At 38.0% G+C, this 19989-nt stretch carries 13 protein-coding genes; 10 read left to right on the forward strand and 3 right to left on the reverse strand.

All coding sequences use genetic code 11. The features are described from left to right. Nucleotides 1-131: 131 nt before the first annotated feature. The 3 genes from DWZ63_RS00600 to DWZ63_RS00610 form a co-directional block, all read right to left on the reverse strand. Complete coding sequence (locus DWZ63_RS00600) at nt 132-2309, reverse strand: Ig-like domain-containing protein (protein ID WP_182431401.1); 2178 nt, start codon at nt 2307-2309, stop codon at nt 132-134. Between the two features lie 207 nt (nt 2310-2516). Further along, on the reverse strand, nt 2517-3833 hold the full coding sequence (locus DWZ63_RS00605; protein WP_118498205.1) for a glycosyltransferase: 1317 nt from the start codon (nt 3831-3833) through the stop codon (nt 2517-2519). A gap of 15 nt (nt 3834-3848) precedes the next feature. After that, nucleotides 3849-8099, reverse strand: coding sequence for a 2-hydroxyacyl-CoA dehydratase (locus DWZ63_RS00610; protein WP_118498207.1), 4251 nt, complete (start codon nt 8097-8099; stop codon nt 3849-3851). Between the two features lie 244 nt (nt 8100-8343). Between DWZ63_RS00610 and DWZ63_RS00615 the strand changes: the two genes are divergently transcribed. The 10 genes from DWZ63_RS00615 to DWZ63_RS00660 all read left to right on the forward strand — a co-directional run bounded on the left by DWZ63_RS00615 (nt 8344) and on the right by DWZ63_RS00660 (nt 19950). Continuing rightward, nucleotides 8344-9198 carry a LysM domain-containing protein gene (locus DWZ63_RS00615; RefSeq protein ID WP_118498209.1) on the forward strand — a complete coding sequence of 285 codons (855 nt, stop codon included), beginning with the start codon at nt 8344-8346 and terminating at the stop codon, nt 9196-9198. A gap of 235 nt (nt 9199-9433) precedes the next feature. After that, nucleotides 9434-10339, forward strand: a complete 906-nt coding sequence (locus tag DWZ63_RS00620; protein ID WP_022015600.1) for a hypothetical protein — start codon at nt 9434-9436, stop codon at nt 10337-10339. Between the two features lie 12 nt (nt 10340-10351). After that, a complete protein-coding gene (locus DWZ63_RS00625) occupies nt 10352-13567 on the forward strand; it encodes a glycosyltransferase family 39 protein (protein ID WP_118498211.1) in 3216 nt (1071 codons plus the stop codon). Nucleotides 13568-13686: 119 nt separating this feature from the next. Beyond that, nucleotides 13687-15126: a hypothetical protein gene (locus tag DWZ63_RS00630; protein WP_118498213.1), complete on the forward strand. Its 1440-nt coding sequence runs from the start codon at nt 13687-13689 to the stop codon at nt 15124-15126. 26 nt (nt 15127-15152) lie between these two features. Further along, on the forward strand, nt 15153-15500 hold the full coding sequence (locus tag DWZ63_RS00635) for a hypothetical protein (protein ID WP_022015603.1): 348 nt from the start codon (nt 15153-15155) through the stop codon (nt 15498-15500). A gap of 14 nt (nt 15501-15514) precedes the next feature. Next, nucleotides 15515-16762: a DUF2953 domain-containing protein gene (locus DWZ63_RS00640; RefSeq protein ID WP_118498215.1), complete on the forward strand. Its 1248-nt coding sequence runs from the start codon at nt 15515-15517 to the stop codon at nt 16760-16762. Next, nucleotides 16762-17226: a GerW family sporulation protein gene (locus DWZ63_RS00645; RefSeq protein WP_055943786.1), complete on the forward strand. Its 465-nt coding sequence runs from the start codon at nt 16762-16764 to the stop codon at nt 17224-17226. Before DWZ63_RS00640 ends, DWZ63_RS00645 begins: the two co-directional genes overlap by 1 nt. Nucleotides 17227-17350: 124 nt before the next feature. Further along, the gene (rpmB, locus tag DWZ63_RS00650) at nt 17351-17536 is read left to right on the forward strand and encodes a 50S ribosomal protein L28 (RefSeq protein ID WP_022015606.1); all 186 of its coding nucleotides are present in this window, start codon (nt 17351-17353) and stop codon (nt 17534-17536) included. Nucleotides 17537-17902: 366 nt separating this feature from the next. Further along, a complete protein-coding gene (locus DWZ63_RS00655) occupies nt 17903-18265 on the forward strand; it encodes an Asp23/Gls24 family envelope stress response protein (RefSeq protein WP_022013510.1) in 363 nt (120 codons plus the stop codon). Between the two features lie 23 nt (nt 18266-18288). Next, nucleotides 18289-19950, forward strand: coding sequence for a DAK2 domain-containing protein (locus DWZ63_RS00660; protein WP_118498217.1), 1662 nt, complete (start codon nt 18289-18291; stop codon nt 19948-19950). The last annotated feature ends 39 nt before the right edge of the window (nt 19951-19989 follow it).

Genomic DNA, 19989 nt, shown 5'->3' on the forward strand with positions numbered 1-19989 from the left:
TTCCTATATCTGCAAATAAATTTAAACAATAATACAATTTCTTAAAATTATTAAACAAAAATCACCCCTGCCGCTCAATCATGAGAAGCAGGGGTGTTAAAATGCCATTGATACTTGTATTCATTTGTCTTTTATTTTACTGTTACTTTGCACACGATTTTCTTTTTACCTGAAATTACCGTAATGTTGATTTTTCCTTTTCTTTTGGCTTTGATTTTTCCGGTTTTGCTGACAGTGACAATCTTTTTATTTGAAGTTTTGTAAATAATCTTATCCCGACTGTTTATCGGTGTTAGAGTAACTTTCAATCTAAAAGTTTTACCCTTTTTCAAAGTCAATTTAGTGCGGTTTAGTTTTATCTTTTTCGTGGTCTTTGTCTTTTGGCTTGTCTGTGTATTTGTGTTTTGATTTGAATTTTTATCTGAAGTATTTGTATTCTGTTTATCTGAAGTATTTGTATTCTGTTTATCAGAAGTTGTCTTAGCTATTCTAACAGACTCTACTTTTCCACATACAGTGCAAGTTCTGGATTTCAGTCCGTCTTTAGTGGCTGTCGGTTCTTTTACAACCTTGTATTCTCCAAAGCTGTGTCCTGTTGCCTTGACTGTTTCAGTTTTAGTATTGCCACATATGGTGCAGGTATATGTCTTTGTACCTCTCTTTGTGCAGGTAGGTTTTGTTGTAATCTTTCCGTCATCGTAGCTATGAGTTTCAGTTTTAGCAATCGATTTACCGGAAGAAATTTTCTTTCCGCAATCGGTACAATAAGTATCACCGGTATAACCTTTTTCCTTACAGGTAGCATCCTTTTTGTTGCGGATTTCAGTATGCTGATGTCCTGTTGCCTTGACTGTTTCGGTTTTAGTATTGCCACAGACAGTGCAGGTAAAAGTTTTTGTGCCTTTCTTTGTGCAGGTCGGTGCTGTTGTGATTTTTCCATCATCATAGCTGTGATTGTTTGTTTTGGCAACCGCCTGACCTAATGAAATTTTCTTTCCGCAATCGGTACAATAAGTATCACCGGTATAACCCTCATCTTTACAGGTAGCGTCCTTTTTATTACGGATTTCGGTATGCAGATGTTTTGTTGTTTTTTTGACTGTTTCAGTTTTAGTATTGCCACAGATAGTGCAGGTAAAAGTTTTTACACCCGTATCTTTACAGGTCGGGCTTGTTGTAATCTCACCTGTATTCCAGTTGTGATTGTCTGTTTTGACAATCGTCTTACCTGATGAGATTTTCTTACCGCAATCGGTGCAATAAGTATCACCGGTATAGCCTTCATCCTTACAGGTAGCGTCCTTTTTATCACGGATTTCGCTGTGAAGATGCTTGTCTGCTGCCTTGCTTATTGTTTCGGTTTTAGTATCGCCACAGATGGTACAGGTAAAAGTTTTTACGCCTTCTTTTATACAGGTCGGTTCTGTTGTGATTTCACCATCATTCCAATGATTATCACATTCATGTACAGTTATTGTTGGCATATCTGTTATTGTCAACCCGTACAACGATGCCGTTAATGTTGTGTTACCCTCTTTGACACCTGAAATTTTCCCATCACTATAAGTGGCAATCGAAGAATCAGTGACAGAAATGTCCGGTATATCTGCCACAAATGCCTTACCTCCCAGATAATTAATCATAGTTTTTATATTTGGTGTTATTGTTTCTCCGGTTTTAAGAATATATGAATCTTTATCAAAACATAGTTCAATATTTTTAATCTTGTTCTTAATTAATGAAATAGCCGTAATCTGCTCGTTGTCAATTGCTGATGTTTTAGTTGTATTGACAGAAGGTCTGTATGCAAATTCTTCCACCCAGTAGTCACAGCCATCGTATTTTACATGACCGATTCCAACGCAGTTAAACTTAGGATTTAACATATTTCTGCGGTGTCCTTGTCCGTTATATTTTTCACCATCTTCACGCCATGCTGTATTTACTGCTTGTGCTGAGTGATAGCCTATTGCAATATTCTCTCCTACAGATTGCCAATCAGTGACATTTTCTTCTTTATAAATGCTGGAAAAGTATTCACCATTTGGTCTGTCATGATCGTACCGTATTACAAGTTCCGCTGCACGCTTCATTGCAAGTTTCTCCAAATCATAATCATAAGTAAGAGCATCTCCCCAATATACTTCTTTTTTGGTATTGGTTTCATCCCAACACCAGGCATCATCATCACTCGTTCTCATCTCATTTATCATGTCAAGGATTGTCCTGGCTTCCGTCTGACCATATTGTACTGAGATGTTGACCGGGATGATTTCTTCTGCTGCATTTGCTTTATTTGAAATTGTCACAAAAAAGCTCATGCACAAGAAAAATGAAAGTAACTTTGATAGATGTTTTTTCATAGATTTCACCTGTCCTTTCTATAACTATTTATGGTGGCAACACTTAAACTAATAAATGTCAAAAAATGTATTATTTAAATGAATTATACAAAAAGTGTGTTGTGAAATCAATAGATGTGTAAATATAAATTTACGCATCCCTGATGGTATTTCTTACCCCAGAATCTCCCTTATCCTCACACTATAATCATGCCTGCTTTGCACCGTTTTAAGACCATGCATTGCAATCGCTGTCCGTTTATCTTCATGTTTCAGATAATAGTCCGTTTTTTCGAGAAGGTCATCTATGCCGTCGTAAACTTCAAGGTCTTTTCCAATCGTGAAACAGTCTTTTAAATCCTCTCTCCAGTCAGTAATGAGAAAGCCGCCCGCTCCGAGTATATCAAATACTCTTAAAGGTATTCCGGTTTCGATATTTGGTGCTGTCATGTTTATATTTATTTTAGAACTTGCAAAAACAAGCGGTGCTTTTAAAAGATAATCCACGGCTTTATGTTTTATGAGCGTGGGAAAGAGGGCAGAGGTGTCGCTTGTTGTGAAAAGATGGACATTCTTAGGATATTTCATGGCAAGCCTGTTAAGTGTCATTGTACGCATTTTAGCGGCTGCTTTGTGTGAGAGTACACTTGTTGCAAAGTGGAATTTTAAATCCGCATGGGATTGTGTGCTCGTTTTTATATCTGTATATTTCAAGAGCATATCAATAATTTCAGGTGTGAGCATATTTTTTAAGAGATTACCTCCACTTACATTTAATTGTGCTTCGATAGCGGCATCCATGTAGCCGCAGAGGTAGTCGGGGAGTATATGCTCCATTTCGTCATAGCGGTTTTTATCGTAGAGATTTCCCACAAATGAAATATCGTACTTATATTTATAGCTTTTTGTGTATTCAGACTTTGTAACTGTATAATTTTCTGTTTGTTTTAAATTTGTGTTTTTTATAGTAACATTTTCGTATGCAGTCGACTCAGACATTTTTGGTTTTATAAAGTAATTGTCTGTTAAATCTGATATATGGTGACTGCTTTCAATAAGTGCCTGCACACGCTTTGTATTAGTGCATAGTGGCAGGTAATGAACGGTATCTGTTCCCTTATTGTTAAAATGTTTTTCTTCACTGCTGTCAAATGTATATATACAGTTGGTTTTGTAATTTACTGACGGATGCTGCATATTTAAAAGAGGAGAGTCTACATTGTAACATATATAACGGATGTTTTGTCTGTGGCAGACCTCAGCTATATATGAAAAAAAATTTACTGAAAAAACAGCATCATATTTTGTTTCTTTTTCTGATGTTTTTTCACATAATTTATCTTCAAGCACTTTGGAAAAAGATGCAATATCTTCATCACTCATTTTTATTGCAGAAAAATCAAGGACATCACAAAGATGTCCCTCATTTTTCATAGTATCCAGTATATCGGGATATACGAAAATATCCCATCTGCAAATCAGTATATTCATTAGAAAACTCCGTTTTTAAGCTGTTTCTTCATTATCTTTTGATTCTGCAATCAGGTTTTTTCCGGCAGTTGAGAGCATAAGTTTAATTCTGTTAAGCTGGTTTACCTCGCTTGCTCCCGGATCGTAGTCAACTGCTACAATGTTTGAGTCAGGGTACTGGTGACGGAGTTCCTTTATTACACCTTTACCTACGACATGGTTAGGCAGACAGCCAAACGGCTGTGTGCAGACTATGTTTGGAACGCCTGATTTTATAAGTTCTATCATCTCACCCGTAAGGAACCATCCCTCACCTGTCTGATTACCACATGATACGATAGGTGAAGCGTATTCTGCAAGTTTCTGAATCGGAACGGTAGGGTGGAAGCGTTTGCTTGCGGCAAGTGCGTCATTTGCACATTTACGGTATCTCTCGATAAACCATATAAGGAAATTGTTTATCTTCGCACTTGATTTTTTCTTGCCGAGGTATTCAGCCTTAAAGTTTGCGTTGTATAAGCTATACATAAAGAAGTCGATAAGATCCGGGCATACGGCTTCTGCACCTTCTTCTTCGAGAAGCTCAACTATAAAGTTGTTTGCAAGCGGCATGAATTTAACAAGTATCTCACCTACAATACCTACTTTTGGCTTCTTTATGTCAACAAGTTCAAGTTCATCAAATTCCTTAACGATATTCTGGATGTTTTTCTTAAATTGCTTCTTATTTGCCTTTTTAACTGACTCGATAGCAATCTTTTTCCATTTTTCATGGAGTGCATTTGCAGAGCCTTTTACTTTTTCGTAAGGTCTTGTCTTGTAGAGCACACGCATGAACACATCACCGTATATAAGTGCCTGGAGTGCCTTGTTTGCCATTTCGAGATTTACCTTTAAGCCTGGATTTTTCTCAATTCCGGCACTCATTGAGATGACAGGGATATAACCCATTCCAGCTTTTTCGAGTGCACGTCTGATAAATCCTATATAGTTTGTTGCACGGCAGCCGCCACCTGTCTGCGTGATGATAAGGGCAACTTTGTGGAGGTCGTATTTTCCTGACAAAAGTGCCTGCATAAACTGTCCTACAACGATAAGTGACGGATAGCACGCATCATTGTTTACATATTTAAGACCGTAATCTATACATTTGCTGTCTGCCTTTAATACCTCTACCTTGTAACCGCAGGAAGCAAGTGCAGATTCGAGTATCTCAAAGTGGATAGGAGACATATCGGGTACGAGTATGGTGTAGTCTTTTCTCATCTGTTCCGTGAATATAACTCTGTGGTGTGCAGTGTCAATACGCTTAGCCTCGATTTTTTTGCGTTCCCTGTCTTTTACGGCGGCGAGGAGTGAACGGATACGGATTCTTGCCGCACCTAAGTTGTTTACTTCATCTATCTTTAATACAGTGTATATCTTATTTTGTTTTGTGAGAATGTCGCTCACCTGGTCTGTTGTAACGGCATCAAGACCGCAGCCAAATGAGTTTAACTGTATAAGGTCAAGATTGTCATTTTTGGCAACAAATGAAGCTGCCTTATACAGTCTTGAATGATACATCCACTGATCCATTACGATAGTAGGACGGTCAACCTCGGAAAGTTCTGAAATGCTGTCCTCTGTGAGAACTGCAACACCGTATGATGTGATAAGGTCAGGAATACCATGGTTTATCTCAGGGTCGCTGTGGTATGGGCGGCCTGCGAGCACGATGCCGTGTCTGCCTGTTTCTTTGAGATATTGAAGTACCTCTTTTCCCTTTTTGGTCATATCTTCACGAACAGCCTGCATTTCAAGCCAGCCCTCGTGTGCTGCTGCTTTTATCTCAGCGGCAGGGATACCGTTTTCTTTACGGAAGAAATCCACAAGACGCTTTGTAAGTATTTCCTCACTCTCAAGAGAGATAAACGGATTCTGGTATTTTATCTTATCATCACGCAATTCCTCAATATTGTTTTTTATATTTTCACCGTAGGATGTGACGATAGGGCAGTTGTAGTGGTTTCCTGCGTCAGGCACTTCGACACGCTCATAAGGAATACAAGGGTAGAATATGTATTCAAGTCCCTGTCTTATAAGCCATGTAACATGACCGTGTGCGAGTTTTGCAGGATAACATTCCGACTCACTTGGAATCGACTCGATACCGAGTTCATAAATCTTTCTGCTTGATACAGGAGAAAGTTTTACACTGTAACCGAGTTTTGTGAAGAATGTGAACCAGAATGGATAATTTTCGTACATATTTAATACGCGTGGGATTCCGACAACTCCTCTAGGGGCATCAGCCTTTTTAAGTGGTTTGTAATGTCTGAATACACGCTCATTTTTATATTCAAAAAGATTTGGAATCTGTTCTTTGTTCTTTTCAAGTCCGAGTCCTTTCTCACAGCGGTTTCCTGAAATAAACCTGCGGTCACCCGTAAATTCATTTACCGTGAGCAGACAATGGTTTATACATCCCTGACATCTCGTCATTGATGTTTTAAAACGAAGCTCATTTATTTCCTTAAATGAAAGCATTGTGCTTTTCTGTCCCGTATATCTGTCTTTTGCGATAAGTGCTGCACCAAAAGCACCCATGATACCTGCTATGTCAGGTCTTATCGCTTCACAGCCTGATATACGCTCAAAACTTCTGAGTACGGCATCATTGTAGAAAGTACCGCCCTGAACGACTACCTGTTTTCCGAGGTCTTTAGGGTCTGTAAGTTTGATAACTTTAAGCAGTGCATTTTTGATAACGGAGTATGCAAGTCCGGCTGAAATGTCGGCAACACTTGCTCCCTCTTTCTGTGCCTGCTTGACTTTTGAGTTCATAAATACCGTGCATCTTGAACCGAGGTCGATAGGATTTTCGGCAAATAAAGCTATCTTTGCAAAGTCAGCTACCTCATAGTTGAGTGATTTTGCAAAAGTTTCGATAAATGAGCCACAACCCGATGAGCATGCTTCATTTAACTGGACTTTGTCGACCGAGTTATTTTTTATCTTGATACATTTCATATCCTGACCGCCTATATCAAGAATACAGTCTACATTAGGGTCAAAGAATGCGGCAGCAGTATAATGTGCGACAGTTTCTACTTCGCCCTCGTCAAGAAGAAGTGCTGATTTAAGAAGTGCCTCTCCGTAACCGGTTGAGCATGAGCGTACTATTCTTGCACCCTCAGGCATTTTTGAGTATATATCTTTCATTGCTTTTAATGCAGTCTTTAACGGACTTCCGTTGTTGCTGCTATAAAATGAGTATAATAATGAACCATCGTCGCCGATAACTGCGACTTTTGTTGTAGTCGAACCGGCATCTATACCTAAGAAAAGGTCACCTTTATATGATGCAAAATCACCTTTCCTCACATTGTGTTTGTTATGTCTTTCAGTGAAATCTTCGTATTCTTTTTCAGAAGCAAACAAAGGCTCCATTCTTGTTACTTCAAATTCAAGTTCTATTTTATGTGAAAGTTTTTCTTTTAACTCTCCGAGAGAGGACTGCACATCTGCATGGGCATTCATTGCAGCACCGGATGCGGCGAAAAGATGTGAGTGCTCAGGTGCGATTATGGCATCTCCCTCAAGTCCGAGCGTTCTTATAAATGCCTGTTTAAGCTCAGTAAGGAAATGAAGTGGACCACCAAGGAAAGCAACATTTCCTTTTATAGGTTTACCACAGGCAAGTCCGCTTATAGTCTGGTTTACGACCGCCTGAAAGATGGATGCGGAAAGGTCTTCCTTAGTTGCACCTTCATTTATAAGAGGCTGAATATCTGTTTTTGCAAATACACCGCATCTTGCGGCGATAGGATATATAGCCTTATAATTTTTAGCGTATTCATTAAGACCTGCGGCATCAGTCTTTAAAAGAGTAGCCATTTGGTCGATAAATGAACCTGTACCGCCTGCACATATGCCGTTCATACGTTGGTCGATACCGCCGGTAAAATAGATTATCTTTGCATCCTCGCCACCAAGCTCTATTGCAACATCAGTTCTTGGTGCATAGTCTTTTAAAGATGTAGCGACGGCTACTACTTCCTGTACAAAAGGAATTTCCATATGCTTAGACAGAGTAAGTCCGCCTGAACCGGTTATCATAGGTGAGACAGGTATATCTCCAAACTCCTCATATGCTTCATCTATGATTTTAGCCAAAGTTTCCTGAATGTTGGCATAATGTCTCTGATAATCTGAAAAGATTATCTCGCCGTCTTTGTTCAATATAGCAATCTTAACAGTAGTTGAACCAATATCAATACCAAGTGTGTTAAAATCTAATTTCATCGTGTACCTCTTTCTATATCATAGCCAAAAGTCGCCATATTCTGCTATTATATGACAAACTATTTCTTATTTCAAGTGGCAGTGTCTGACAGCCGTCTTAAATTTTTTGTGTCAAAATTAAATCCTTATGAATATAATATAAAGAAAGTTTGAAATATGAAATATGATATTTGTATTAAATATGAAGAAGCCGGTCGTTTTATGACGCATATTTATTATATTTATTATATCGCAGAGGTTTTCTATGAATTATGATACTTGTGATGGGCTGACATACACCATAAAGCAGGGGGATACATTGTATGGAATAAGCAGAAAATATGATGTGCCGCTTGCAATGATACTCCATGCGAACCCTTATGCAGATGTTTACAGACTTAATGTGGGGGATACAATATGCATACCGATGAAGAAAAAATGCTGCAAAAAGCCGTGCATCAGTGGAAATAGAGGTGTGTCAGAGGACAATGACAGCAGCATGAATAACGGTATGGGTATGGAAAATAACATAACAGGAAATCTTAATGTATCAGATGGTACGATAGAAACGAGACGAAACAAAGAAATGCCAGACAATATGGCAGGAACAAGACAGAGCACAGGAATGTCAGACAATATGACAGGAACAAGACAGAGCACAGGAATGTCAGACAATATGACAGGAACAAGACAGAGCACAGGAATGTCAGACAATATGACAAGGACAGGACGAAATATGGGAATGTTAGATGATATGACAGGAACAAGACAGAGCACAGAAATGTCAGGTGAAATGTCAGAAAACAGACGAAATATGGGAATGTCAGATAATATGGATATGTCAGAGAGCATGGATATGTCAGAGAGTATGGATATGTCAGAGAGTATGGATCTTCCGGATAAGGTTTTGGGAACAAGGACGGATGCAAGGTCTGCTGGAATGTCCGAAAATAAGGTTTCAGATGATGATAAATGGGTTAAATATGTTGCACAGCCGGGAGATACGCTGTTTGATGTGTTTAATAAATCTGAATGTGACTTGAATGAATTTTTAAATAAGAATGGTTTAAAAGGCATCTATATCCTGCCGGGACTTGTGTATTTTGTGAAAGAAAAATAATGAATAAAAATCAAAAATAATAAATATATTTATAAAGCAGGGGATTTTGCTGTTTACAACGAAGATGTGGATGGCAATATAGGTTGTTTCCTCTGCTTTATTGATAGAAAGAATAGTTTGACAAAGGCATAAACGATAACTATAATCAAAGCATGATGTTTACTAATATATTGCAAAGTTTATGTTTTTTGCAATAGGCATCCGAATATACATTTTGAAAGGATATTTTGATTTTATGAACAATTTTCTTAATAAACTTGAAAGAAAGTTTGGAAGATATGCGATACCTGATCTTATCAGATATGTTATAGTGCTGTATTGTGCGGGAGCAGTCATCGGCATGATAAATCCCCGGATATATTATAATTATCTCTGTCTTGATATGTCAGCGGTGTTTAGAGGGCAGATATGGAGACTGTTTACATTTCTTATTGAGCCTTACGGTTTTTCAAGTGGAATGGGAATGTTACTCAGTATTTTGTTTTTTGTGATACAGGTTCAGTTGTTCTTTTTGTTTGGACGATCTTTAGAGCAGGCATGGGGAACATTCAGATTTAATATGTATTTCTTAAGCGGCTATCTGTTTAATATAATAGCTGCACTTATATTGTATATATCACCGCTGCACAGTGCGATTTATTATTCGGGATTTCAGTATATCTACTGGTCGATGTTTTTTGCTTTTGCGGCATTAAATCCGGATATGCAGTTTTTGCTGTACTTTGTCATACCGATAAAGGTAAAGTGGCTTGCACTTCTTGACGCAGCATATATGCTCTATCAGGTAGTCCAGAGTTTTTATTATGGAATCATATATTTCAGGGCAGGACAAAGCACAGGAGGCGGTGCTTACATCTCAATGGGGATTGCGATAATAGTCGCTATGGCAAACTTTCTCATATTCTTTTTTAGCACAAGAAATTATAGGAGAGTTTCGCCTAAGGATATACACAGACGAAGAAGTTTCAAGAAAAAAGCGAGTGCACCGAAAGCAGGACCAAGACATCGCTGTGCAGTTTGTGGAAGAACAGAGCTTGATGATGAAAATCTTGATTTCAGATTTTGCTCAAAATGTGACGGCAATTATGAATATTGTTCAGATCATTTATTTACACATCAGCATGTAAAAAAATTTATGTAAGGAGAAGAAAAAATGGCAGCTATTAATTTTGTTGCGATAGCCGGACTGATTGCAATGCTTTTATGCTACAAGCCGGTATGCAGCTTTATCAGAGGAAAGGAAGCCGCATATGGCGGGAAAAATGGCTCAGGTAAAAAGGAGTCTGCTGTGTCATATGGTGCGGCTGATGCAAAAACAGGATTTATGATATTTATATTTCTGTTTGCAGTTGCATTGCTCATAAGACTTATAGCAGCGGCAATATATAAGGGAAATGAGACTGATATGAACTGTTTCCTGCTCTGGTCACAGAGTGTGTTTACAGACGGATTAAAGAAATTTTATTTGTCGGATTCATTCCATGATTATCCACCTGGATATATGTATATACTTTATGTTGTTGGAGCAATAAGGGCATTGTTTTCATGGGCATGGGATAGCACGGCAAGCATTGTTCTCACAAAAATGCCTGCCATAATCGCAGATATGGTAACGGGCTGGCTTATATATAAGATAGCTTGCAAACGAATGAGAGAGACAGGTGCAGCTCTTGTATCTGCACTGTATCTTTTGTGTCCTATGATTATTCTCGACAGTGCGGTATGGGGACAGACTGATTCTGTATTTACCGTGTTTATGCTTCTTATGTGTTATCTTATTAGTGAGAAAAAACTTATACTGTCATATTTTGTATTTGCGATAGGAATACTTATAAAACCGCAGTCATTGTTTTTCACTCCGGTTCTTATATGCGGTATCATAGACCAGGTATTTCTTGAAGATTTTAACTGGAAAAAGTTTTTCAAAAATCTTGGTCTTGGAGTAGCAGCGATACTGATGATAGGTGTACTTATGATACCGTTCGGATTTTCAGAGGCACTTAAGCAGTACACGGGAACGCTTGGTTCTTACGAATATGCTTCTATAAATGCATACAATTTTTGGAATATGCTGGGACTTAACTGGTCAAGCCAGTATGACAAGCTGCTTGGTATCCAGTATAAGACATGGGGAACTATAGCCATAATACTTACGGTCATAGCAGCACTTATCATAAGTTACAGATGCAAAAAAAATTCAGGAAAATATTATTATATCGGTGGATTTGTCGTAACGGTTGTGTTCGCATTTGCGGTCCGTATGCACGAGAGGTATCTTTTCCCTGCCATGGTAATGTTTATCGCAGCTTTTGCGGTAAGGCTCAGAAAAGAGATTTATATACTTTATTCGCTTATATGTGCAGTGGTATTTTACAATGCGGCATATGTATTGTTTATATATGATGTTAATAACTTTGACCCTAAAGCACCGATACCTATTGCAATCTCGATAGGTCTGCTTCTTACAGTTGCGTATATGGTCTATGTGACTGCAAAGACATATTTTGCACCTGCTAATGAGGGACAGGAGATTAAGGCTGTATCAGAACAGCTTGAAAAAGAAAGAGAAGAGAAAAAGACAGACAAAGTAAAACAGAGTCCTATCAAAAAATCGGGAATACTTGCAAAAATGACAAAAAGAGATTTTATCGCACTGGGAGTGATAACTCTTGTCTATGCAGTCATAGCATTTGCAAGGCTCGGTGAGATGAACGCACCGCAGACACCGTATTCAGTTGTAAAAGAGGGCACGGTGACTCTCGATATGGGACAGGATGTGACTGTCGCAAAACTATGGGATTTTCTTGGATACCAGAATAATCCTACATACTATATCGAATATACAAGTGACCCGAACGGAGCATGGACAACACTGTGCGGTGAGGGCTCAGAGTGGGATGCAGGTTCAGTATTTAAGTGGAATGAAAAGGATATAAATGTAACGGCGAGATATTTCAGGATAAGTCCGTCGGCAAACAACGGTGAGGACAGTATTATGGAGCTTGTACTCACGGATGCTGATGGAAATAAACTTACACCTGTAAATTCAGGTCAGTATGCCGCGCTGTTTGATGAACAGGATTTATTTGAGGGCAGAGCGACAAATCTTAACGGAACATATTTCGACGAGATCTATCATGCGAGAACGGCATACGAGATGATACATCATCTGTATTGTTATGAGAATACACATCCGCCACTCGGCAAGGTCATAATGGCTGTTGGTGTACTTATATTTGGTATGTGTCCGTTCGGCTGGAGATTTATGGGAACACTGTTTGGTGTGCTCATGCTTCCGGTAATCTACAACTTTGCAAAGAAGTTTTTTAATGAGACATGGATATGTATAGTAACGACATTGTTATTTGCGTTTGACTTTATGCACTTCGTCCAGACACGAATCGCAACAATAGATGTGTTCGTAACATTGTTTATAATGTTGTCATATTATTTTATGTATTGCTACACGAAATTAAGCTTCTACGATACACCGCTTAAAAAGACATTTATACCGCTTGGTCTTTGCGGTATAGCAATGGGACTTGGCTGGGCAAGTAAATGGACGGGAATTTATTCGTCAGCAGGGCTTTGTGTGATATTCTTTGTGCAGATGTTCAAGAGATTCAGGGAATATCAGTATGCAAACAAGAATATAAAGGGCAGTTCAGACGGAATAGAACATAAATATATAGCCGACAATTTTTATAAATTGTTTATGAAAACGATAGGGTTCTGCTGTATATTCTTTGTAGTGATTCCTGTTATAATATATGTGTTATCGTATATACCATTCAGTGACGGAACGGACAGGGGACTTATAACAAAGGTTATCGAGGCTCAGAAAACGATGTTTAATTATCACAGTGCTTTAAAGGATTCACATCCGTATTCATCAAGATGGTATCAGTGGCCTATTATGTATAGACCGATGTGGTATTATTCGGGAGTGACAGCAAACGATCTTAGAGAGGGGATAAGTGCATTTGGAAATCCACTTGTATGGTGGGCAGGAATACCTGCGTTTATTTATATGCTCTATCTTATATATAAAGACAGGGATAAAAAGGCGGCATTTCTTACACTGGGATATATGTCACAGTATGCACCGTGGCTCTTAGTCACAAGAACTGTATTTATATATCATTATTTTCCAAGTGTTCCGTTTATCACGGTAATGCTCGGTTACAGTTTTTATAATATAGTCCGGTACAAGCCTAAGATGAAGAAATTCGTGTATGTATATGTGGCGGTGGCGATAGGACTTTTTGCACTGTTCTATCCGGTATTGTCGGGTTATCCGATAACGGTGGATTATGCAAATAAATTCCTTAAGTGGTTCAGTACATGGGTTCTTGTTCAGACATGGTAAAGAACAATAAGTTGTCTGCATAAAGTTGAGATGCACAGACACAGTTTTTACGGCAACCGCAGATTTCAGATTTGCGGTGCCACTTAGAAATGAGTATTGTTACGGAAATGGAGATTAGAATGAGTAAGTCGATAAAACAGTGCGTAAAAGCATTGGATGAAAATAAAGATGTTAGAAATATGCTTCCTGACTATGTGGATAAATGTATGCATATGAACAATGAGGATGCAGGTTTAAAACTTATGATGCATTACTATATGTATTATGAGATGATAACGGAGGGGATAAATCCGTATATAGAGTCTGCAAAAGATACAACAGATGCAGTCAATGAGATAATATATGAAATATATGAAAGTGGCATAACGGATGAAAAAAGGTCAGGACTTTCAGAAAGGCTTTTAAAACTAAGACAGATTGTTATGGACAAAATGCAGGTGCTCACTGCATATGTTGATTGCTTTGTTGTGTATGAGTACATATTGAACAGGATTCAATACAGATTTGAGGAGATGAAGAAACTTCCCGATGATACTGAATTTGCACAGGATGTTGTAAAGTTTATTTTTGGCTCAAAAGACAATGTTGCCATAAATGACAGCATACATGAGATAATAGGGCAGCTTCCAATGCGTATGACGAGATCGAGATATATAGATATAATAAGAAATGCAATATCTGTATATGATGGAAGCGATATGAGTTCGCTTGAAAGTTTCATATATATGTTCAGAACAAATGCTATGCTTTACAAAAATGGTGATATGGATAAGTATTTTACGGAGTTTGTTCCGGTGCTTGATGAACTCTCAAAGCTTGATTACGAAAATATCACAAAAGAAATGTATGATATTTATGCCGAAAAGATAACAAACAATGCTGTAAAGCTCAACGATATTTCAGATTTGTATATGCAGCTTGGACAGATAATAAATGAGCTTTATATCATTACTGTGTCGTCAAAATATGTTGAAAAAACAGAGAAAAACACTCCACAGCAGATTGTTATAAGGGGGATAAACTCATTGTTTATGGAAAAACAGAGTGATATCTGGAATTTGTCTAAAGAAGATTTATCTGACGAGGAGGCAAAACTTTACTGGCTTGGAGAGTTTTTCCCACAGATAGAGGGAATACAGGAACAGCTTTTTGAGGGGATGAACATGGCAGGTGCGATACTTGAGGAGACTATGGACACCCAGAAAGATGTTATTAAGGAGCTTTCACTGACCGATGAATTTAACTATTTAAAACAGATGTCACAGCTTGGCTCAAACAGTATTTTTGCCGAGATAAACGGAGCTGCAGATGACAGTAAAGTGACGGCAGATGATGTTTTGAAAATATCAGATGAACTTACGGTCGAGATAAAGGAGCACTTAAAGAAAAGCAGCCGTATGGTAAGGCGTGCAATTATGGCAAATACGATAGACAAGCTTCCGGTATTTTTTAATAGTCCGCAGGAGGTAGCAGAGTATGTCACAATGTCGCTTGAACAGTGTGACGATGAGGCGGAGAAATATGCGTCAAAACAGCTTATTATGGAAATGATGTTCTAATTTATTGCCCGGGAAGGATTTTAGCTATGATAAAAAGACAGAAAAACAAAAATTCTTCAGTGATATGGAACAAAAAGATATATATGGATGAAAAAGTGCACAGAGAGCCGATAAAGTACAGACGACGGATAGAAAGAGGAAAACTTATACCTGAATGTTTTTGTATATCACTTCCGGCAAATAATGAAAATGCACTTGACATATATTCATCAAGGGAATTCTGGTTCAAATACCAGGCTGAAATTGGGATAGAAATAGTAGGTCTTGCAGCCGATTATAACGGGGCGGTAGGATTGGTTGAAAGAATAGTATCTGACATAATAAGTGAAAAAGGGGAGTTTAATTCAAAAACAGTATCCGAATATTTTAGATAAAGGGGGAAAGAGCAATGTTTTTTACGATATTGGCGATAATAGGAAAAATATTACTGACGATATTAAAAATATTGCTCTTTCTTTTATTGCTTGTTTTACTTGTCACAGGGCTTGTCCTATTCGTTCCGGTCAGATATGATTTTAGCGGCAGTTATCATGGAGATGATATAAGGGCAGATGGTGAAGCTTCGTGGCTTATTCATTTTATCTCATTGAGATTTTTGTATAGGGACGGTAAAACACCGTATATACTAAGGATAGCAGGGATAAAGATACTGCCGGGAAAAATAAAAGAGAAACAGGAGCGGAAAGGTAAACAAAAAGCGGGGGCAAAACATAAAAATAAAACGACTACTCGAAAGAGTAACAAGACTACCGCAGAAAATGAAAGCAAAGATAGTGTTGTAAAGAGCGGTAAAGATTTTTTAAGAAAAAATGATGCGGACAGAGCAGATGCAGGAGAGGAAAAGCTGGAAGATGTGCAGAAAGTTGACTTAAAAAAAGACATAGAAGATAAAACATATCCTTTGAAAACAGCAGAGAGAGAACCTGATATTGAGATAAACGAAAATAAGGAAAATATAAAACCGGATATTGAACTAGGCGAAAATAAAACAGAGACAGAGCACAACACGGGGATTACTGAAAATAAAACAGAAATACAGAATAACATTGAAATTATCGAAAATAAAACAGAAACAAAAAAAGACATTAAACAAAATAAAAAGAACAATAAGCAGAAAAATAAAGATAAGCAAAAAAAATCTTTGTGGAAAAATATCGTATCAAAGTTAAAAGGTTTGATGCAGATTCCTAAAAAAATCGCAAATACATTTAAGAAAGTATCAGATGCCGTAAAAAAAATATTTGCAGCCGTAAGGAGCGGTAAGGAAAAAGCCGTTCTTGTAAAGGAGTTTGTCTTTGGCAGGGAGTGTCTTGATTTTGTTTGCGTTGTGAGGGATAATGTGTTACATTTATGGAGACATATAAAACCAAAGCTTTTAAGAATTGATATGACTATAGGTTTTGATGACCCGGCGGTGACGGGACAGGTGCTCGGAGTTATAGCAGCATTCTGCGGTGCGGCAGGAATAATGCCGTGTGTCACACCTGATTTTGAAAAACGGGTATTTGAAAGTGATATAGAAATAAAAGGCAGAGTAACAGTATTTGTCCTGCTTAAGATATTGATAAAAGTTTATTTTTGTGAAGAACTAAAAGAGTTTAAGAAAAGTTATAAGAGTATAAGGGAGGTATTATAATGGCAGATAACGGATTTAATTCAACAGTACAGGCATTGTTTAAGGGACTTGAAGGTTTTCTGACAACAAAAACGGTTGTCGGAGATGCAGTGAAATTTGATGATGGGACTATCATTCTTCCACTTGTCGATGTGACATTCGGTGCAGGTGCAGGAGCATTTTCAGGACATTCGGCTGACAAGGGAAAAACAGACGGGAAGAACAACGCTGGCGGCGGTATGGGTGGAAAGATACAGCCAAGTGCCATTCTTGTCATAAAAGACGGAGAGACAAAACTTGTAAATGTCAAAAATCAGGATGGAATGACAAAAATTCTCGATATGATACCGGGAGTAATAGATAAATATGCACCGTCAAAAAAAGGCAAAACTAAGAAAAATAAGGCAGATAAGGCTGCTTCGGGCGAAGAAAAACAGGCACAGGATATAGAAGATGTGGTAACGGATTATGTCGAAGAGGAATAAAAAATAAAAAAGTGCTTGCATTTTGTGATAAAGTTTGTTAGAATGGTCGTGTTGTGCTAATAAATACTGATTAGAAGTAAGTATGAATCAGGATTCAATAGATTAAAATAAGGAGGTGCTTACGATGGCAAAATGTGCAGTTTGTGGAAAGGGTGTTCATTTCGGTATTAAGGTGAGCCATTCACACAGAAGAAGTAATAAAATGTGGAAGCCAAACATTAAGTCAGTCAGAGTTAAAGTTAATGGCGGCACAAAGAAGATGCCGGTATGTACAGGATGTTTACGTTCTGGAGCTGTTGAGCGTGCGTAAGTGCATCTCGGATATAAATGGGGATCGGATAAACCGGTCCCTTTTCTTTTTGACTATTTAAACTATGGACAAATTTTTAAAATGGACAAATTAATGTTCATATAAAAATTTTAATTTACATTTTTTAACAGCAGAATAAATTATATCCGAGGATAAGCAAAAGTATAATGATTATTATTGCGAGTATCCCATTTGTGACAAAAAACATTATTGTCATACCGATGGCAATCCAAAAAAATATAAAACCTATCATTCTTTTCATATGGTTGCAAATAAATTCCTATTATTGTATAGTATTACTATATGATGTCGAGATTAAATGTAGTACACGACTGCTGATAAAATATAAGACTAGGAGGAATGTATATGAGAGGTAAAATGAGTACGGATATGGGAGAAATTATCATAGATAAGGATGTCCTTGCCAAATATGCAGGAGCTGCGACAACTGAGTGCATCGGTATTGTCGGAATGGCATCTGTAAATGTCAAAGACGGAGTTACAAAGCTTCTCAAAAGGGAAAGTGCTGGCAGAGGAGTAAATATATCAATAGTTGACAATAAGATAAAGATAGAACTTCACATTATCGTGGCATACGGAGTAAGCATCCGTGCGGTTTCACAGAATGTTATTGAAAATGTAAAATACAAGATAGAAGAATTTACCGGTATGGATGTTGAATCCATAAATGTCATTGTTGAAGGTGTTCGTATTATTGATGAGGATTAAGCAGGTACAAGGAGGAACAGAAAGTGGCTTTAAAATCAATAGATGCAGTGATGATACAGAAAATGTTTTTGTCTGGTGCAAAAGCATTAGAAGCAAAGAAAGAGTATATAAATGAACTTAATGTATTTCCGGTACCTGATGGAGATACGGGAACAAATATGACGATGACGATAATGTCTGCGGCTAAAGAGGTCACAAGTCTTGAAAAGCCGGGTATGGATGAGCTTGGAAAAGCAATATCGAGCGGTTCATTAAGAGGTGCAAGAGGTAACTCCGGTGTTATTATGTCTCAGATATTCAGAGGTTTCGTAAAAGAAATAAAAGGAAATGATACACTTGATGTAAATATTATCGGAAATGCAGTACAGCACGCGGCTGAGACAGCTTACAAAGCAGTTATGAAGCCTAAGGAGGGAACTATCCTTACAGTTACAAAGGCGGGTGCCGAAAAAGCACAGGACATGCTCATAAATTCCGACACGGAAGATATAATTGAGTTTTGTGATGCAGTTGTTGCCTGCATGGAAGAGACATTATTAAAGACTCCTGATATGCTTCCGGTTCTTAAACAGGCAGGCGTTGTCGATTCAGGCGGAGAAGGACTTATGACATTTTTAAGAGGTGCGATAGATGCTCTTAAGGGAAAAGTCTCAGACTTTACCGTAAAAGTTTCCGGAACATCAAGAGTTGTCAAAGCCAGTACCACTGCAACAGAGGAAGATATTAAATTTGGATATTGTACTGAGTTTATAATCATGCTTGAGAGAGAAAAGGATGTTGTAGAACACCAGTTAAAAGAGTATCTTCAGAAGATAGGTGACTGCGTTGTTGTTGTGGCAGATGATGATATAGTAAAAGTCCATGTTCACACAAATGATCCGGGACTTGCCATTCAGAAAGCACTTACTTACGGCTCGCTCACAAGCATGAAGATAGATAATATGCGTGAGGAACATCACGAAAAAGTTATAAAAGATGCAGAAAAAGCGGCACAGGCTCAGGAAGAAAAAAGCAGCGAGCCTGCAAAAGAAGTAGGATTTATAGCTGTTTCAGCAGGTGACGGACTGTCAGACATATTTAAGGACTTAGGTGTTGACTATATCATCGAGGGCGGTCAGACAATGAACCCAAGCACCGAGGATATATTAGAAGCTGTTGACAAGGTAAATGCAAAAAATATATTCGTACTTCCAAACAATGGTAATATAATCCTTGCGGCAGAACAGGCAAAACAGCTTACGGAGGACAAGAATTTAATAGTCATTCCGTCTAAGAACATTCCACAGGGAATTTCAGCAATGATAAACTTTGTCGGAAATAAGAGTGTCGGGGAAAACGAGAAAAATATGTCAACCGAAATGCTTAATATAAAGTCAGGCCAGGTGACATATGCGGTAAGAGATACAAATATGGACGGCAAGGATATAAAGCAGGGTGACTTTATGGGACTTACTGACAAGACCATAGTTGCCGTGGAAAAAAATGTCGATGATGCCACAAAAGCACTTATCGCCGAAATGATAGATGATGATGCAGAGCTTGTAAGCATTTATTATGGTGCAGATGTGAGTGAAGAAGAAGCTGAAAAACTTGCAAACAGCCTTGAAGCTGAGTACGAAGACATAGAGTTTGAAGTACAGTATGGCGGACAGCCTGTATATTCATACTTTGTATCAGTCGAGTAGAGCAGTCGGATATGCGCTGTGATGGTAATATGTAACAGT

Source organism: Clostridium sp. AF34-13 (assembly GCF_003477845.1).
Classification (GTDB): domain Bacteria; phylum Bacillota; class Clostridia; order Lachnospirales; family Lachnospiraceae; genus Butyribacter; species Butyribacter intestini.